This is a genomic window from Autumnicola lenta (assembly GCF_031846515.1).
GTDB classification, from domain to species: Bacteria; Bacteroidota; Bacteroidia; order Flavobacteriales; family Flavobacteriaceae; genus Autumnicola; species Autumnicola lenta.
In genome coordinates, this window is sequence record NZ_JAVRHO010000019.1 from 1 (window position 1) to 17,360 (window position 17,360).

Annotated in this window: 12 protein-coding genes; 8 read left to right on the forward strand and 4 right to left on the reverse strand. The window is 38.8% G+C overall.

Annotated features, from left to right (window positions below):
- The first annotated feature begins 257 nt into the window (after positions 1-257).
- Both RM545_RS12935 and RM545_RS12940 read left to right on the forward strand, forming a co-directional pair.
- Entirely contained in the window at positions 258-677 is a 420-nt protein-coding gene (locus RM545_RS12935) for a DoxX family protein (protein WP_311495703.1), read from the forward strand.
- Positions 678-924: 247 nt separating this feature from the next.
- Positions 925-2,328 carry an amidohydrolase family protein gene (locus tag RM545_RS12940; protein ID WP_311495704.1) on the forward strand — a complete coding sequence of 468 codons (1,404 nt, stop codon included), beginning with the start codon at positions 925-927 and terminating at the stop codon, positions 2,326-2,328.
- Positions 2,329-2,443: 115 nt separating this feature from the next.
- Here the strand turns inward: RM545_RS12940 and RM545_RS12945 are convergent, their stop codons facing one another.
- On the reverse strand, positions 2,444-2,773 hold the full coding sequence (locus RM545_RS12945) for a hypothetical protein (protein WP_311495705.1): 330 nt from the start codon (positions 2,771-2,773) through the stop codon (positions 2,444-2,446).
- A 453-nt stretch (positions 2,774-3,226) separates the two neighbouring features.
- Entirely contained in the window at positions 3,227-4,063 is an 837-nt protein-coding gene (locus tag RM545_RS12950) for an OmpA/MotB family protein (RefSeq protein ID WP_311495706.1), read from the reverse strand.
- Positions 4,064-4,503: 440 nt separating this feature from the next.
- Between RM545_RS12950 and RM545_RS12955 the strand changes: the two genes are divergently transcribed.
- Complete coding sequence (locus RM545_RS12955) at positions 4,504-9,579, forward strand: translocation/assembly module TamB domain-containing protein (protein WP_311495707.1); 5,076 nt, start codon at positions 4,504-4,506, stop codon at positions 9,577-9,579.
- 12 nt (positions 9,580-9,591) lie between these two features.
- Positions 9,592-11,913: a translocation and assembly module lipoprotein TamL gene (gene tamL, locus RM545_RS12960; RefSeq protein WP_489752649.1), complete on the forward strand. Its 2,322-nt coding sequence runs from the start codon at positions 9,592-9,594 to the stop codon at positions 11,911-11,913.
- Here tamL and upp read toward each other — a convergent pair.
- On the reverse strand, positions 11,910-12,569 hold the full coding sequence (gene upp, locus RM545_RS12965; protein ID WP_311495708.1) for a uracil phosphoribosyltransferase: 660 nt from the start codon (positions 12,567-12,569) through the stop codon (positions 11,910-11,912). The two genes, tamL and upp, sit on opposite strands and share 4 nt — an antisense overlap.
- A gap of 176 nt (positions 12,570-12,745) precedes the next feature.
- Between upp and RM545_RS12970 the strand changes: the two genes are divergently transcribed.
- The 4 genes from RM545_RS12970 to def all read left to right on the forward strand — a co-directional run bounded on the left by RM545_RS12970 (position 12,746) and on the right by def (position 16,058).
- Positions 12,746-13,279: an SRPBCC family protein gene (locus RM545_RS12970; RefSeq protein WP_311495709.1), complete on the forward strand. Its 534-nt coding sequence runs from the start codon at positions 12,746-12,748 to the stop codon at positions 13,277-13,279.
- A gap of 92 nt (positions 13,280-13,371) precedes the next feature.
- A complete protein-coding gene (locus RM545_RS12975; RefSeq protein WP_311495710.1) occupies positions 13,372-14,001 on the forward strand; it encodes a hypothetical protein in 630 nt (209 codons plus the stop codon).
- A gap of 259 nt (positions 14,002-14,260) precedes the next feature.
- Entirely contained in the window at positions 14,261-15,322 is a 1,062-nt protein-coding gene (locus RM545_RS12980) for a hypothetical protein (RefSeq protein WP_311495711.1), read from the forward strand.
- A 97-nt stretch (positions 15,323-15,419) separates the two neighbouring features.
- The gene (gene def, locus RM545_RS12985; RefSeq protein WP_311495712.1) at positions 15,420-16,058 is read left to right on the forward strand and encodes a peptide deformylase; all 639 of its coding nucleotides are present in this window, start codon (positions 15,420-15,422) and stop codon (positions 16,056-16,058) included.
- Here the strand turns inward: def and RM545_RS12990 are convergent, their stop codons facing one another.
- Positions 16,059-17,303, reverse strand: a complete 1,245-nt coding sequence (locus RM545_RS12990) for an APC family permease (RefSeq protein ID WP_311495713.1) — start codon at positions 17,301-17,303, stop codon at positions 16,059-16,061.
- Positions 17,304-17,360 lie beyond the last annotated feature (57 nt).

Here is a 17,360-nt window from a genome sequence, read left to right on the forward strand (position 1 = left end):
CATAGGTAGTTTATTAGTTAAAATATTGATTTTAAGCACTTTAATATACTAATAATCTACCTATTTTTATTCCTTTTTACTCCATATTATTAATCGAACTCAGGTTAGTATAAATTGTACCGGCTTAAACCATTTTAAGTGATCTCCCGTTTTTTACAAAACTAAATAACTCATCGCGCAGTTACATCGCTCAATAATTTCTATAAAAGCATCTTTATTCCCTAAAATTAGTATCTTCATCAAAATTTTAACTCCCTATGAAAAATTCTTATTCAACAAGTTTAAATCTTCAAAGTGTAGATGTCGCACTCCTTATATTCAGAATAGCTATTTCAGCATTAATACTTACGCATGGTATTCCGAAGCTTATTACTTTTTTCAACAGCGAAGAAATTGCTTTTGCAGATCCTATCGGTTTGGGGGAAACAGTAAGTTTTACCCTGGCGGTTTTTGCAGAATTTGTTTGTGCGGTTCTTATTATTTTTGGTTTCGCCACAAGACTGGCTGCAATTCCGCTTATTATCACCATGGCCGTGGCAGCGCTTATCGTACACATACCAGATGGTTTTGGAAAGCAGGAATTACCGTTGCTTTACATGTTTGGTTTTATTCTTCTAATGTTTACAGGAGCAGGAAAATATTCTCTTGATCATTTCTTATTATTAAAGAAAAAGTAGTAATTATCACATGTCTTAAAGTGTAAGACTGATGATTTGATAAAGTAGGGAGCCGGCCTTGTTGTTGCACTAGTGATCAAATTCTCTACTGCGGAAATTTGAATTAAGAACTATTTTACACCCCTGATCTTCTTCAATTTGAACTGTAAATCCAGGTATTTTACGTGGAGGAAAGACTTTATCTGAAATAGCTAAACTTCAAGAGGTAGTTTTCCTATTTTTCCCTTATTTTTAATAAAAACAGAAGATGGACAAGAAAAGAAGGGATTTTTTAAAAAAGGCGGGAGCTTTTTCTGCAGCAGGCTTTTTACCTTCAGAAATATTGGCTTTTACAGATGGATCCATAAATGATGCGGCTTCTAAAATTACAAATTTCGTTATTAAAAATGCGCAGGTGCTTTCTATGGATGACGATATTGGTGATTTCAAACGTGCCTCTGTAGTGGTGGAAAATGGAATAATTAAATCTGTTTCCGAAGATTTCACCAATAATTCAGATTTTGAGATAATTGATGGGGAAGGTGCTATTCTCCTGCCGGGACTTATTGATAATCATTGGCATTTATGGACTTCTCTGTTAAGAAGCATGGCGGGCGACACCAAAGCCGAAGGCTATTTTCCAATGACGGAGCGCTATAGTAAGCTCTACAGTCCCCGTGATATGAAACTTGCCGCAAAATATGCTGCAGCTGAAGCTATTAATGGTGGAATTACCTGCTTAAATGACTTCAACCATAATGCCAGGAGTCCGGAATATGTAATGGCCAGTTTTGATGCTCTTGCTGAAGCAGGTATGCGCGGACATGTGGCTTATGGTCCTTACCGCGACCTTAGTTCTGACACTCCTACAGATTTTGATGGGATTAAAAAGGTGCTCCAGGCGACTAAAGGTGTTGAAAAGTATAAAGGTATAAGTCTTGGATTGGGCGCACGATCTGTCAACTCCCAATTTCTAAAAGAAGATTGGTCGCGTGCCAGGGAATTAGACCTGCCCATAACCATTCATGCCAGTTCTAATGAAGAACAAAAAGGACAGATCTCGAAATTGGCAAATATCGGCCTGCTGGGTGAGGATGTTAATATAATACACGCCAATGCTATTACAGATGAAGAAATCGTGGCAGTCGAAGAATCGGGAGCTTCTATTACAATGACGCCCTACAGCGAAATGCGTATTGGATTTGGATTTCCGCAGGTAAACCGACTAATGCATAGTGGAATTAACCTTGGAGTAGGCGTGGATACCACGGCACTTTCTGGTAACGCTGATTTGCTTTCAGTTTTAAAGCTTTTGCTGAATATTGGTAATGCTGAAGCAAATGATGAATTTGCAACAGATCCCAGAGAGGTGTTGAAAATGGCCACTATCAACGCTGCAAAACTTCTAGGTATCGAAAAGGAGACAGGATCTGTAACTCCGGGTAAAAGTGCTGACCTGATATTATTAAGGAAAAATGATCTGAACTTTTCTGCAAGCACGCAGCCTTATCACTTAGTAGTTGAAGCAGCTCAGCCCGCAAACGTGGAATTTGTTTCTGTAGGCGGCAGAATTTTGAAGAAGGATGGAGCACTTTTGAATATTGATGCCGGGAATCTTGTTAAAAGAGCTAAAGCAACACTGCAAAGAATGGAAGAGCAGGTAAACAATTAGAAAAAAAAGAGACTATCCAAAAACCTCAGTTTTCGTCATGTAAAACAATAGATGACGAAATAAAAATTTTTGAATAGCCTCTCCTAATAAGTTATTGCGACTTTTCCGCTGAAAATTAAGGCTTATCAGTTTCTGAATCGGGATGATCTTTGGCCTTATCACGATCTGGTCTGGCTCCACGTTCATTAAACTGAAAATTTTGCTCATCGGGATTCGGATTTTTAGCAGAATCGGGGAGACTGTCGTTGCTCGCCGGAATATCCAGATTTTTTGCTGTAAAGTCTACCGGATTCTCTCTGTCCAGTGCCTTGTCCTGACCTTTATTCATGCTGTGCCCTTTTTCATTAAGTGCCTGTTTATCTTCTTTTGTAACATCAGGATTATAAGGCAAATCTTCTTTCTTTTCCTTTGGTTCTCTCTTCAAATCTTCGTTCGCTTTACTCATATCTTTCTGTTTTACTCGATTATCTAAATTAAATGCCCCGGGGTTTGCCTCAAGGTCAAATTTTTATTTATTACCTCGCTGGAATTACCCCCAGAAGGATTTACTTAAATGTAAAGATTGTATCGATAACAGCCATTTATTACCGGTTAAAATCTCGTTAAAGCTTTTAACAGACTTTAGGCGGTAGACCGTAGATTAGAAAAGTTTGAAGTCATCAGGAGTTTAACCCTATACCGATACATTCCATTTATTCGTTATCCCTATGATGAGAAAGACCTCACAGGTTTTAAAAACCTGTGAGGTCTGTAATATATTTTTAATAGTGAAGACATTACCCTTGGTACCAATAGCCATCAGAAACGATCAGGGAGAAACTTTTTCAGCATAATTTTGCAACAAAAAAGGGTAAAGCCCTGAGGACTTTACCCTTTCCAAAATGTTGGGGTTACTTTTCTATATTTGCCCTTCGGAATCCAGCATAGCTAAAAACTTGTCAAGGTTTGGAAGAATTACAATTCTGGTTCTTCTGTTTTTGGCCATATTATCTGGTGAATCATTTTCAACTAAAGGATCATAGCTACTACGCCCTGCTGCGATAAGTTTTTCTGGAGAAACCCCATATTTATCCTGTAGGAGACGTACAATAGAAGTGGCTCTTCTTACACTTAAATCCCAGTTATCCTGTAGATAAGAATTTTCTACCATAGTACGGGAATCTGTATGTCCTTCTACCATTACCTCCATGGTAGGTTCAGATTTAATTACTTCAGAAAGTTTTTTAAGCAAATCATGCGCCTGATTACTTATTCGATAGCTTCCGCTTCCAAAAAGAAGTTTGTCAGAAACATCGATCATCACTACGGTTTTGTCTACGCTTATATTAATGTCCTCATCATCTCCACCTTCAGAAATTGTATTTTTTAAATTGTAAGATACGGCAAGGTTTATAGAGTCTTCAAGAGTTTCAGCACCTTGCAGGGCTTCGGGATCCATCTTTGCGATGGTGGACCTCATTTGCCTCTTGTTGTTATTAGACATTGCCGTAAGATCATTCATTTCCATTTTCTCGTCATTAGACTCACGAAGAGAATTAATTTTCGCATTATAATCTGCTACACGAGATTCAATTGCTGCATATTTTCCCTCTATTTCTTCTTTTTCAACTTGTGTTTTTTGCAATTCACTTCTGGTATCGTTCAAATTACTTTCCAAAGCCACATATTTCTTTTTGGAAACACATGAACCGAACATAGCGGCTGATAATACTGTTATTGCGATCGTTTTCTTCATAATAAAAATTTAGATTAGATTCTTTTCTGTTAATAGATTGTAAGGATATATTTTCCAGAATAATGCCACAGTTGCACCAGTACCCTTCGAGGGATAATAAGGAACAGGAGTAATATATACTGAAATACTTTGATTTACAGCTTTTTACGAAGATAGTCAGTTTTATCACCACAGTGTTAAAATGGCTGATGTGCTCCAAATGCCGGCTGTTTTAGGGAGCTGAAAATTGTGGAAATATGCAGGAAACTGTGAAATTTCGCCACAGTTTTTCCTGGTGAAAATGATGTAATTTGGGTTATAGAATTTCTTATTTAGAATTGTTTAAGGTCTTCGAAACAGGTTTTAACAAATTTTTATTGAACCTTAAGAAAATATAAACTTTCAAAACTTCTTAATGAGCAGCCTTTGTAATAGCTTTGAAAATTGTACCATTAGAAGATTTGAAAAAAAGTAAAAGAATACTTATTAAGACCCTCAAAATCCTGGCTAAGATCCTGGCAGGAATTATTGTTTTATTACTTCTTGTTATACTTTTTGTACGCAGTCCATGGGGGCAGGGTATTATTAAGGACAAATTTATTTCTTCAATAACAGATAAGACCAATACTGTTATAGAACTGGATAAACTTTTTATCACTTTTTCCGGAGATATAAGTGTGCAGGGACTTTATGTAGAAGACAAACAGGGTGATACGCTGGTTTATTCCAGGTCGCTGGAAGCCGATATTCCGCTATGGCCAATTATTAATGGTGAGGGAATAGCTGTAGATGAACTTGAATGGGACGGACTAAGGGCAAATATTACCCGAAAAGATTCTGTAGAAGGATTTAATTTTCAGTTTTTGGTGGATGCGATGATGCCTGCAGATACCACCACAACAGCCCCTGAAACCCAACAGGATACAACTGCTACTCAGCAAATTTCTATAGGAGATGTGTACCTCTCTAACTTTGATATCACCTATAAAGATGATGTAACAGGTATGGTTGCCGGGATAAAAATGAAAAACCTGGAAGTGGCTATGCAGGAAACCGATCTCGAAAATATGCGTTTTGAGGTGGCTTCGGCAAGTCTTTCTGATGCAGATTTTGAATATCTGCAGACAAAACCTTTTCCGGAATCACCAGAGCAGGAAGAGGCGCCCCTGCCATTTATCTCTGTTAATTCTTTAACTATAAACAACGTTAACGGGGAATATGAATCTATTCCCGATGGTATCCTGGCTCGTTTTGATATTGCTGAATTAAATACCTCGGCGCCGGTTATGGATTTGGCAAACAATGTTATTGAGGTCGATAATTTGGATTTAAACAACTCCATTATTTATATGGATATGAAAAGCTCTCCAACGGAAGGCGACACTCCGGCAGATTCAACAGAAGTTGCAACACCTCCCGCAGAAGAAGGTTTTCAATGGCCGGAATGGACTGTGGATGTAGCGGAAATAAACCTGCAGTCTAATGACATTACTTATTTGGCAAATAACGCCCGGCCAAAGACGGGAGAATTTAATCCCGAAGCACTTGTACTTCAGGATTTAACCCTGGAAATACTTGATATTTATTTAAGAAACCAAACTGCAGGAGCAGAATTTAATAAGCTTGAATTTCAGGAATCTTCAGGAATAGATTTTAATGAACTTGCTTTTAATTTAGAAGTTTCTGAAAGTCAGTTTGAACTTTCAGATTTAAATTTTGCCGCAAACGGAAATATATTGAGAGGCGGACTTTCCGCAGAATATAACAGTCTGGATGATTTTATAAATGCTCCGGAAAATGCACAACTAAGTGCAGATTTAAGCAGGTTTGAAATTGCGTTACAGGAGGTTTTCCGCTTTCAGCCAGATCTAAAGAACAACGAATATCTTGTAAACCTGAGCAAAAAGAAAATAACAGGAAACCTGAGAATGGAAGGACCGGTGGCTTATCTTCAAATTCCTTCAGCAACTATAAACTGGGGCCAGAATACACGTATTTCTGCCAGGGGAAGTATTCAGAATCCGACAGAGCCGGATAATTTAAAGTTTGATTTCCCCAGCGTTGAACTTGTTTCCACAAAATCTGATCTTAACCAGATCATTGAAGAAGACAGCCTTGGAATAAGCCTTCCTGAAAGAGTACGTTTAACAGGAAATTTAAGAGGGAGCCCAGACAATATAAATGCTATGGCCCAGCTTAATACTTCTGAAGGAAACATAAATCTTGATGGTAGTTTTCTTAACAGGGAACAAATCGCATTTGATGCCGACCTTCAGGTAGATAGTCTTCAATTGGGCAAAATTCTTCAGAATGAACAATTGGGAGCGCTCAGTTTAACCTTAACAGCTTCAGGAGAGGGCAGTGACTTAAACAGCCTTGACGCTAAGTTGCAAACCACAATTTCAAGTTTTCACTATAATAATTATGCTATTGAAGACCTGAATATTTCAGGTGACATTGAAGATGGTAAAGGAACTATTACTTCAGATTATAAGGATGAGAATCTTAACGCAGAACTTGCGGCAAATGTCCTTTTAGACTCAGTTTCTCCTGTAGTAGATCTTAAACTTAACGTGATAGGTGCAGATTTAACCAAACTTGGAGTAACACAAAGGGAAATGAGAACGGCATTTCGCCTGCGCGGTATTTACGAAGGAACCGCTGACGGTTTCCAGGTGATTTCAAGTATTAATGATGGGGTTGTGGTAAACGATAACAAAAGCTACCTCCTTGGTGAATTTGGTGCCGCCGCGTATGTAACTCCCGACAGTACGGCGATGGCGGTAGATAATACGATGCTGAACTTAAGACTGAATTCCAATACCAATCCTGCAGGATTTGTAGATGCCATCGTTAGACATTATCGCCGATTCCTTACTGACGATGTTGAAACACCGGACACCCTAGCGAATCCGGTAGAACTTGAAATGAGAGGAAAAATTATTCCTGCACCTATTATGCGCGAAGTGTTTCTTACCAGTCTGGAAGAATTAGATACTATAGACCTTAGTGTTAATTTTGACGAAGAAGAAAGGTTGCTAAATGCTTACGTAAAAATTCCATATGTTAATTATTCCGGTATGGAAGTGGACAGCCTTCAGTTTGATTTGGATTCCGAACCTGGTAAATTCGATTTTAATCTTGGTTTTAAAACTCTGGCAGTTGGTCCTCTGGATATAAAAGAAACCATTTTAGATGGGAATATAGAAAACGAGAATCTTTACCTGGATTTCAGGTCCTTTTATAACGATGAGCAACTTGTACACGTACAAACAGAAACTTCGAAAGAAAATGATACCTTAAGAATCCATATTAATCCGGAGGAACTTATCTTGAACAGGAATCAGTGGAACATTCCGGAAGATAATGAAGTACTATTTGCAGATGAGTTGATCAAATTCAACAATTTCAGGATTGACAGGGATCAGCAGGAATTTTCACTCACCAACAATCAACCCGATGTGGAAGAAGAGCACATCGCCCTGAATTTTTCAAATTTCAAGCTCGCTACGTTATTAACTTATCTTAATCCTGTTGATACTTTAGCAACAGGAAGGATGAACGGGGAGTTCGTATTGCAGGAGCCATTTGGCAGTACCGGGATTCTGGCAGATTTAGAAGTGAATCAATTCAATCTGCTTAAGGTAGATATGGGAACGCTTAGCCTAAATGGCGAATCGCTGGGGGATCAAAATTATGATTTTGGCCTCGCAACCAGCGGAGGAAAGGTAGATATGGAATTAGCCGGAAATTATAAGGTACAGGATACCACTGCCCAACTGGACATGACGCTGGACCTGCAAAAAGTGGAAATGTCTGCACTGGCCGGTTTCTCTATGGGTGCGGTAAGCAGTGGCGAAGGAGATTTTTCAGGTCAAATTCAGATCAATGGTACAACGGCCAATCCTAATTACGACGGGGAGCTGAATTTTAACGAAGCTACTTTTACCGTTGCTATGCTGGATGCGCCGTTTACACTTCCAAACGAAACACTCACTTTTGATAATGAAGGGCTTTATTTTTCCAATTTTACAATAGAGGATGTAAATGATAGTGCGTTAGTATTGGATGGTGAAATTAATACCGAAGATCTTTTAAATCCTGCTTTTGATTTAAGCATAAAAGCCAATGACTTCCAGGCGCTTAGTTCTACTGCAGAAGATAATGAGCTCTTTTACGGAACTGCAGTTTTTGATGTGGATGCCAATCTAAGCGGAGATCTCAATCTCCCAAAATTAGATATGGAACTGGATATCGGTTCCAAGACAAATGTTACCTACGTGATTCCCGAAACGGAATTACAGATGCAGCAAAGAGATGGAATAGTTGTTTTTGTAAACCGTGAAAATCCTGATGCCATTCTCACTGAAACAGAAGAAGAAACTGCCGTAGTTTCCGGCGTAAACGTGGATGCTCTTGTAAACGTTAATGAAGATGCTATTTTCAGTATTATTATAAGCGAAGAAACAGGAGATCAATTCCAGGTACAGGGAGAAGGAGAGCTTAATATGAATGTTTCTCCAAATGGACGAACCACTCTTACCGGAAGATATGAAATGAGTGACGGCTTTTATGAAATGAGCCTCTATAATCTCGTGACAAGAAGGTTTGAAATTGTCGAGGGAAGTACAGTTACCTGGTATGGAGATCCATATAATGCCGGCCTTGATATAAGAGCGAGGTATAATGTAGAAACTTCGGCCAGTGCTTTAATGGCCTCTCAAATTTCCGGTATAGACGTAAATGAAAGAAACAGGTATAAGCAGGAGCTTCCGTTTCAGGTATTTTTAAATATTGAAGGAGAACTCACCCAACCAAGACTTTCTTTTGGTCTTGACATGCCTGAAGAAGAGCAGGGAGCAATTGGAGGTCAGGTTTATGGCCGAATTCAGCAGCTTAACGAGGAGGAACAAGAGTTGAATAAGCAGGTATTTTCCCTTTTAGTACTTAATCGTTTTTATCCCGATGCAGGTTCTGCCGGAACTTCTGGTGGTATTGCCACTATTGCAAGGGATAATTTAAATCAGGCGCTTTCAGATCAGCTAAACTTGTTCTCAGATAAATTGTTGGGGGATACAGGACTGGAGCTTGACTTTGGTCTGGATAGTTACACCGATTATCAGGGCAATGCCCCACAGCAAAGAACAGAGCTTGACATTGCTGCTCAAAAGCGATTCCTGGATGACAGGCTAATTGTTCGTGTAGGAAGCGAGGTAGATATCGAAGGAGCAAACAGCGATCCCCGGGACACTAATCCTTTAATTGGGAATGTAAGTCTCCAGTATTTACTAACTGAAGATGGCCAGTTCCGGTTAAAAGGTTTCCGGAAAAATCAATATGAAAATGTGATTGACGGGCAGGTAATCGTTAGTGGTCTTGCATTTATTTTTACTCAGGAGTTTAATAAGTTTTCTGACCTCTGGGATGCTCTTTTAATGCAACAGGAAGAAGCAAAGGCAAAAGAAGAGGAGGAAGTTGGGGTGAAAAATAGCCAGGCAGAAGATGATGTAGATAGTAATCAGGATATAAAAAAATAAATATTGAAACAGGTGCGGAAATTTAAGCAATACATAATACCTGCTTTACTTGCAGTTTTTACAATATACTCCTGTAGCGTGGAGAAATTTATTCCTGAAGACAAAATGTTATATACAGGTGCAGAACTGGAACTGGACACCACCAGTCAAATTGACGATCTTCCGGAGGTAAAAAGTGAACTGCAGGAAGTATTGTTGCCAAGTCCGAACAGTGAATTTCTGGGAATGCGTCCCGGTTTATATTTTTATTATAAAGCACAGCGCGAAAAACCAGGGTTTATAAATAAATTTTTAAATAAGAAGATCGGGGAAGAGCCAGTTTATCTTTCTGACGTTGAAACTGTCAATACCCAGGATCTTATTCTTAACCGCCTGGAGAATCGCGGGTTTTTCTATAGTACCGTGGGAAGCCAGGTTAATGAAGATGAAGAGAGTAAGGAAGCAAGTGTTTTATACAGGGCGGAGTTATCACAACCTTACCTTCTGGAAAATTACAGGCTGGACAATGACTCCCTGATCGTATATAAAGAAATTCAGGATTATTTACCAGAATCTCCTGTAGAGGACGGGATGCGTTTTGATTTACCGGTGATGAAACTGGAGAGGGAAAGAATAGATAATTACCTAAAAGGAAAGGGATATTACAATTTTAATCCCGGATTTTTAATTTTTGAAGCAGATACTAATCAATACGACAATAAGAAGTTTGATCTTTTCCTGAAGCTGAAAAAAGATGTACCTCCCAAAGCTATTATTCCTTACCGCATTGCCGAAGTCAACGTTTATCCTAATTACACGGTGGGAAATGATTCCCTTCAGCTGGATACTGTACATTTTGAAAACAAAAATTACATAAGGGACGAAGAATTCTTTAAACCAAAAAGGCTGGATCCTTATATTCTTATTGATGAAGGGGATTTTTACAGTCCTGATGTGTCAGGTAATACAAGCCGAAGGTTAGGCTCTATAGGCGCCTACAAATTTGTGAATATCAGTTACGATGAAATAGATTCCACAGCAACAGACAGCCTTGGCCTTCTTGAAGCCAATATATACCTTTCTCCGTTAAATAAGCGATCTATACGGGCAGAGATACAGGCAGTTACCAAATCGAACAACTTCGCAGGTCCAACATTGGCTGTTACTTACAGCAACAGGAATTTATTTAAGGGTGGTGAAATTCTTAGTGTTACCGGGAAAGTGGGTTATGAAACTCAAATTGCAGGAGGGGACAACGCAGGATTGAGCACTCTTCAGTTAGGATTAAATACCGATCTTATTTTTCCAAGATTATTATTTCCTATTTCGATAGACGACAATTGGTTTGATTATTCTATTCCGAAAACAAAAATAGGTTTAAGTTTTGATTACATGAACAGGACCAATCTCTTTACTTTAGGTTCTGTTCTTGCGAGCTTTGGTTATTTATGGGATGCGAACCGCTATATCACTCATGAGTTAACACCAATTTCAATAGCCTATACTAAACTAACCGACACCAGTCCGGAATTTGACCAGATTCTGGAAGACAATCCATTTTTACAAAGTAGTTTTGAGCAGCAGTTCATTGCCGGCATCACTTATTCATTTACCTATAACGGAATGGTAGACACTAACAAAACTCACCAGTTTTTTATAAATAACACCTGGGACATTGCGGGAAATACGCTAAATCTTCTCAGCGGAAGTTCAACGGAAGAAGAAGAACCTAAAGCGTTATTTGGGCAGGAATTTGCGCAATATGTAAAGTCTGATATTGATCTTCGGTATCACTTTAACTTTGGGGAGGAACAGAAAATAGCCACGAGACTTTTTGCCGGGTATGGTTACGCTTATGGCAATTCTGAAGTTCTGCCGTTTATCAAACAATACTATTCTGGTGGTCCGTATAGTATAAGAGCCTTTAGAACCCGGTCACTTGGCCCCGGTAGTTATTCTGCAAATGAAGACGACGGCATTAGTTTCTTTGACCGTACAGGTAACTTGCGGCTTGAGGGAAACATAGAATATCGCTTTCCTGTTTTCCAGTTCCTAAAGGGTGCTGTTTTTGCTGATGCCGGGAATGTATGGAATACTCAGATTAATTCCCTTGAAGAAGGCGAAGAACGAACTGAATTTCAGCAGGAATATGTGGAAAGTGGAGAGTTTGAATCAGACTTTATATCAGAATTGGGAATTGGAGTAGGGGTAGGCCTTCGGGTAGATATACAGAGCTTTGTTATAAGATTTGATCTTGCTGCACCAATGCACGACCCAGCCTTGCCAGAAGGAGAGCGTTGGATTTATGATTTTGGTAGTCCTGTTTTTAACTTCGCAATAGGATATCCATTTTAGTGCTGAAGTTTAGGTCCAAAACAGAGGTCGCCGGCATCACCAAGACCCGGAACAATATATCCTCTTTCATCTAGTGTATTGTCTATCGTTGCAATCCAGAGATGACTATTTTCAGGATATTCTTTGCTAACATATTCAATGCCTTGCTTTGCTCCAATTACAGAAACCAAATGAATTTCCCTGGGGTTACCCATGGTTTCAAGTGCCTGCAGTACATTTACAAAAGAACTCCCGGTGGCGAGCATAGGATCTGCAAGGATTAGGATTTTCCCTTCCAGGGAAGGCGATGCCAGGTATTCCACGAGGATTTCAAATTGCTCGTTGTCGTTTGGATGATGTCGGTAAGCTGAAATAAAAGAATTTTCTGCATCATCAAAATAATTCAGTAATCCGGTATGAAGTGGTAATCCGGCTCTTAAAATAGAACATATTATAATTTCTTCTTCAGGAAGACTCATTTTTACCTTCCCAAGGGGAGTGATGATATTCTCAGAGCCATAACGCAAACTTTTACTCAATTCATAGCCCAAAATTTCACCTAACCTTTCAATATTTCTCCTGAAGCGCAGGCGATCTTTTTGTACAGTAATATCCCGCAATTGCGCTACAAATTTGTTTGCTATAGACTCTTTTTCCAGTAGGTGATGTACAGTCATAATATAATTTTCTTTAAGAGGGTGGAATATGTACCAATTTACCATGTACAGCAATATTGAACAACTTCTTTTTAGTTATTTATTACTACTTTTTGTAATCAGAACGTCATTTGCTATTTCTAGCCTGCGTTCTTTTAATTAGTATCTTTAGATAATTAACCATTCAGAATATTGTAATGCAAAAATATGGCAGAATTACTTCTCCGGGTACTGTACACTTTGAACGGATATTTCAGAATGAAATCCTGGAAGTATGGGATTATTTAACAGATTCTGATAAGCGTGGGCTCTGGTTCGCTTCCGGAAACATGCAAATGGAAGTAGGAGGGGAAGTCAATCTTGTTTTTCAACATAGAAATCTGTCGATGCAGGAAGACACCGTGCCAGAGAAATTCAGGGACAAAGTAGATGGAAACATACTGAAGGAAAAGGTCACACAACTGAATGCTCCGGAATTGCTTAGTTTCACGTGGAGCGGTGATTCTGTAGTCACTTTCCAACTAAACGAGAGAGAAGAGCAGACACATCTTACACTTATCCATCATAATCTGGGAAAGAATAAAGGAACATTAATAGGCGTTTGTAGTGGATGGCATACTCACTTAAACATACTTTCAGACAGGCTGGAAGGTTTGGAACCAAAGGGCTTTTGGACGGCTTATAATGAAGTGGAAGCTAAATATGTCCAAAGAATCGCGACTACTAACTAACCCCTGTAAAATCATGTTTTGATTTGTATCTTTGGCTGTATTTTTGATTATGTGTAAACTGATTTTGCCTGTCAATTCATAAAAGTTTTAAAATGAAATATTTCTTCACCTTAATCTTCATATTTGCATTCACTATTGGAAGCAAGGCTCAGATAGAAATTCCAAGGTCTACAAATACCGGAACCCTTTTACCGGCTGAACCCGAAAACAATAATACTGGTGCCTTTTCTTCATTCCGACTAAATAAAGAAGAGGAAAAAGAGAATAACTTCTTAAAAAAGGAACCCAGGAAACTTGACTTCAGGGAAACAAAAAACGAGTTTTTAACTGCCGGTGATGCGGTAGAAGAAAAGTGGAAAAAAGACAAGGAAGCCAAAGAAGAATATAGAGGTGATCAATATCTTGGGGATTTTACTACTAAAGGCGCTTATGTGGAATTGTATTGTCGTGATCATGAATTTGTTGATGGCGACCGCGTAAGAATTTCTGTTAATGGTGTGGTTGTAGAGCCAAGTATAGTATTGAGTGGCGGTTACCGTCCTATTCTTATTACTCTGGATAGCGGGCTGAATAACATCGAATTTGAAGCCCTTAATCAGGGATCCTCGGGACCAAATACTGCCGAGCTTCGGGTTTTTGATGCCCAGGGACAACCCGTCACACGTAACATTTGGAACCTGCTTACTGGTGCAAAAGCCAGTATGATCGTCCTGAAGCAATAGCTGAGGATTTTTCAGCTATTGTTTCTGAAAATTTATATAAGTGCTCTCACTTTTTCACATACTTTGCATAGTTCGGGATCTTAAAGTGTATGCCTGAAAATTCACATTTTCATACTTTTATCTACGAAAAGTAAAAAATTAATAAAAAAAATACTATTGCAACGTTAAAATAAAGGCTATTTAACGTTTAATTATATTCTATTCCCTTTGTCTTAATATTTGTTGCCTTAATTTAGAAGAAACCAACTATATATAAATTATGGATACAACACGTACAACACGAACAAGAACAGGTTTTGATGATCTTAAAGACAAGGTTACCCGGAGTTCCTGGGGTGCTATTTTTGCTGGCGCACTTACTGCCCTGGCAGTGGCTTTCCTCTTAAATCTACTGGGATTGGGAATTGGACTTACTTCTATAAACCCGATGACAGAATCTGACCCTCTTGCAGGCCTTGGAACGGGAACCATAATCTGGTGGGGGTTATCCAACCTTGTGGCCTTATTTGTTGGAGGTATGGTGGCAGGACGCATGTCTGGCTTTCCTTCTTCTGCAGATGGTGGAATTCATGGATTCCTTGCCTGGGCACTTTATGCAATAGTTACTTTTTATTTTCTTACTTCTACAGTAGGATCAATAATGAATGGAATTGGTAGTGCCGTTTCCGGAATATTTGGTGGTAACCAATCAGGTCAAATTTCTGTACAAATAGATGAGGCACAGCAGCAAAGTCAGGATCAGGCAAATTTTTCTATTGAAAAGGCAAAGCAACAGGTACTTCAGGTATTAAATACTGCGGAAAAATATGATGTAGTGCCGGAAGGGGCGTCTACAGACACCCGCCAAATGCTGGAAAATCCGCAGGTCGATGCACAAGGTTTAATAAAATCTATGGACATTGAAGAGTTTTTTAATGATCTTTCTTATAATATCGACGATAGCGGAAATCTCAATATTGAGCTTGAGGGTAATGGAGAATATATTCAGACGGAAGAATTAAAAAATTATCTTACTGAAAATACCCAGCTGAGCGAATCAGAAATAGACGGAATGATTCAAAAGTGGGAAACAAATATTCAACAGGCTATTGAGGACGCTGAGCAGGCTTTTGCAGAGGCAAAACAAAAAGCCGTAGAGCTGAGTGATAAAATTACTGATGCGATTGGAAATTTCAGCCTTATCGCTTTTGGAGTCTTGCTGCTTGGGGCATTAGCTGCTTTCTTTGGAGGTAGTTTAGGATCTCCGGAATTTACAGTTAATGAAGAACATAGGATTAAGGAAGAACATGACGATGATCACCGTCGCAGGGATCACAGATAGTCTATAGACATACACAGAATAAAAGCCGCAGAAAAAATCTTTTTGCGGCTATTTTAATGAATAAATGTAATTTCGCAGTGCTAATAAAATTTTAAAAATGAAAAATTTATTCTCTGCACTGCTTCTTACCCTAATAATTGCTGGTTGTTCCAGCATGAAAAATAAAACGGCAGAAAATTCCTTTACTCAGGATCAGGTAAAAATGATTATGGCGGCAGACAGCTCTAAACCCATGAGGGTTTTTAAAATAACCAGTACTAGTGATTCTTTATTATTGCGAACCAAAAGTGAAAATGTGAAGGTAGACCCTTCAGATCCTGTACTAAAAACTTTTGTAAAGCGTCTTTATCAAACAGTTACAGACAGTATGTCCCTGGGAGCGGGAATTGCAGCACCACAGGTTGGAATTCTGAAGAATATCATTTGGGTTCAGCGTTTTGACAAAGAAAATTTTCCGTTTGAACTTTTTATCAACCCAAAAATTGTTCAGTATTCTGAATTAAAACAGGATTGCCTGGAAGGTTGTCTCTCTATTCCTGATCGTCGCGACACCACAAAGACGAGATCTTATGCCGTCCTGGTGGAGTATGATAAGCTGGATAATACACATCATGTAGAAATGGTAGAAGATTTTACAGCGGTAATATTTCAGCATGAAATTGATCACCTAAACGGAATCCTTTATCTGGACCATCTCCAAAAAGAAATCGAGGATGCTGCTGGCAATAATCAATAACTAAAGATTTCCCTGGAAAAGGTTGTAAATATTGAATCCAAAGAGAATAAGGATCGTTACCAATGCAATAACAGTTGGAATAGGAATGTTATTTACATTTAACGGGATATGGAAATAAGGCTTCTCTTTATCTTCATCACGTTGTTTGTATCGTAATCGAAGTAAAGCAACGTTGACCATCCCAAAAACGATAAAGATAAATATGTTACTGATACTGGCCACCACTTTCAGATTTCCTATTAATCCGAATAATATAGCAATTATTGCGATCGCGATAATGGCGAAATTTGGCGTTTTTGTACCTATACCTTTTAATGTGGTAAATCGTTTCATCCACTCAATTCCGCTGTCCCTTGCCACGTCATAAACAAGCCGGGAAGTTCCCAGTATATTGCTCAAAATGGTCTTACTGGTAGCAAAAAGCGCCACGATTACAAGAATTGTTGCTCCTATACTTCCCAATTTTGTCTCAATAACCGCAGCAAGAGGTCCATTGGAAATGGAAAGTTCTTCCCAGCCCATCACGCTTATGGTACAAATTGCAATAAGAACGTAAATTAACAAAACTGCAAGACCGCTTAACATTACTGCTTTTGGCATGTTTTTTTCCGGTTTCTTTGTTTCCTCGGCCATCTTCACTAGATCTTCAAAACCTATATAGCTAAAGAAAATTAAGGCTCCTCCTGCCAATATTCCTGTCCAGCCCTTATCATTCATTTCCAGTAAATTTCTTGAGCCTATCTCTGGAAAACATACAACTACAACCAGACCAAGTCCCAGTAATGTTACAACAGTAGCAAAAGAATTGTAGTAAGAACTGTATTTGGAACCCAGGATATTAAATAAAGCCATTAGAGCAATAATAATAATTACCACAATCCATGTAGGAACATTTATAAGCCGACTAAAATAATCGGCAAAACTAATCGAAATCGCAGCGGCTGCCACAATTCCCGTAAAGACCATAAATACAGACATATAATTTGCTGTCTTTTCTCCCAGTCCCTGTTTAATATATTCAAAGCTGCCACCGGCATCAGGAAAGCGGCTCACAAATTCTGAATAAGATAAACCTGTAAGTAAAGCAACAAAAGCAGCTATTATAAAGCTGAGCCAGAGCATATTCCCACCCAGCGCCGCTGCCTGTCCTATAATCGCATAAATACCAGCTCCAACGATACCTCCTACACCAAACATCAAAACATCCCATAATCCCAAAGAGCGCTTTAGTTTTTCTTCTGCCATATAAATTTAAAATTTCTGATTTTTTTGAATATAAGTTTTTCGGCAGGAACAGTGGTA

What these genes read in the sequence shown, in the direction of transcription:
- RM545_RS12935 (WP_311495703.1), top strand. Translation starts at nt 258, where the DNA reads ATGAAAAATTCTTATTCAACAAGTTTAAATCTTCAAAGTGTAGATGTC.
- RM545_RS12940 (WP_311495704.1), top strand. Translation starts at nt 925, where the DNA reads ATGGACAAGAAAAGAAGGGATTTTTTAAAAAAGGCGGGAGCTTTTTCT.
- RM545_RS12945 (WP_311495705.1), bottom strand. Translation starts at nt 2,773, where the DNA reads ATGAGTAAAGCGAACGAAGATTTGAAGAGAGAACCAAAGGAAAAGAAA.
- RM545_RS12950 (WP_311495706.1), bottom strand. Translation starts at nt 4,063, where the DNA reads ATGAAGAAAACGATCGCAATAACAGTATTATCAGCCGCTATGTTCGGT.
- upp (WP_311495708.1), bottom strand. Translation starts at nt 12,569, where the DNA reads ATGACTGTACATCACCTACTGGAAAAAGAGTCTATAGCAAACAAATTT.
- RM545_RS12970 (WP_311495709.1), top strand. Translation starts at nt 12,746, where the DNA reads ATGCAAAAATATGGCAGAATTACTTCTCCGGGTACTGTACACTTTGAA.
- RM545_RS12975 (WP_311495710.1), top strand. Translation starts at nt 13,372, where the DNA reads ATGAAATATTTCTTCACCTTAATCTTCATATTTGCATTCACTATTGGA.
- RM545_RS12980 (WP_311495711.1), top strand. Translation starts at nt 14,261, where the DNA reads ATGGATACAACACGTACAACACGAACAAGAACAGGTTTTGATGATCTT.
- def (WP_311495712.1), top strand. Translation starts at nt 15,420, where the DNA reads ATGAAAAATTTATTCTCTGCACTGCTTCTTACCCTAATAATTGCTGGT.
- RM545_RS12990 (WP_311495713.1), bottom strand. Translation starts at nt 17,303, where the DNA reads ATGGCAGAAGAAAAACTAAAGCGCTCTTTGGGATTATGGGATGTTTTG.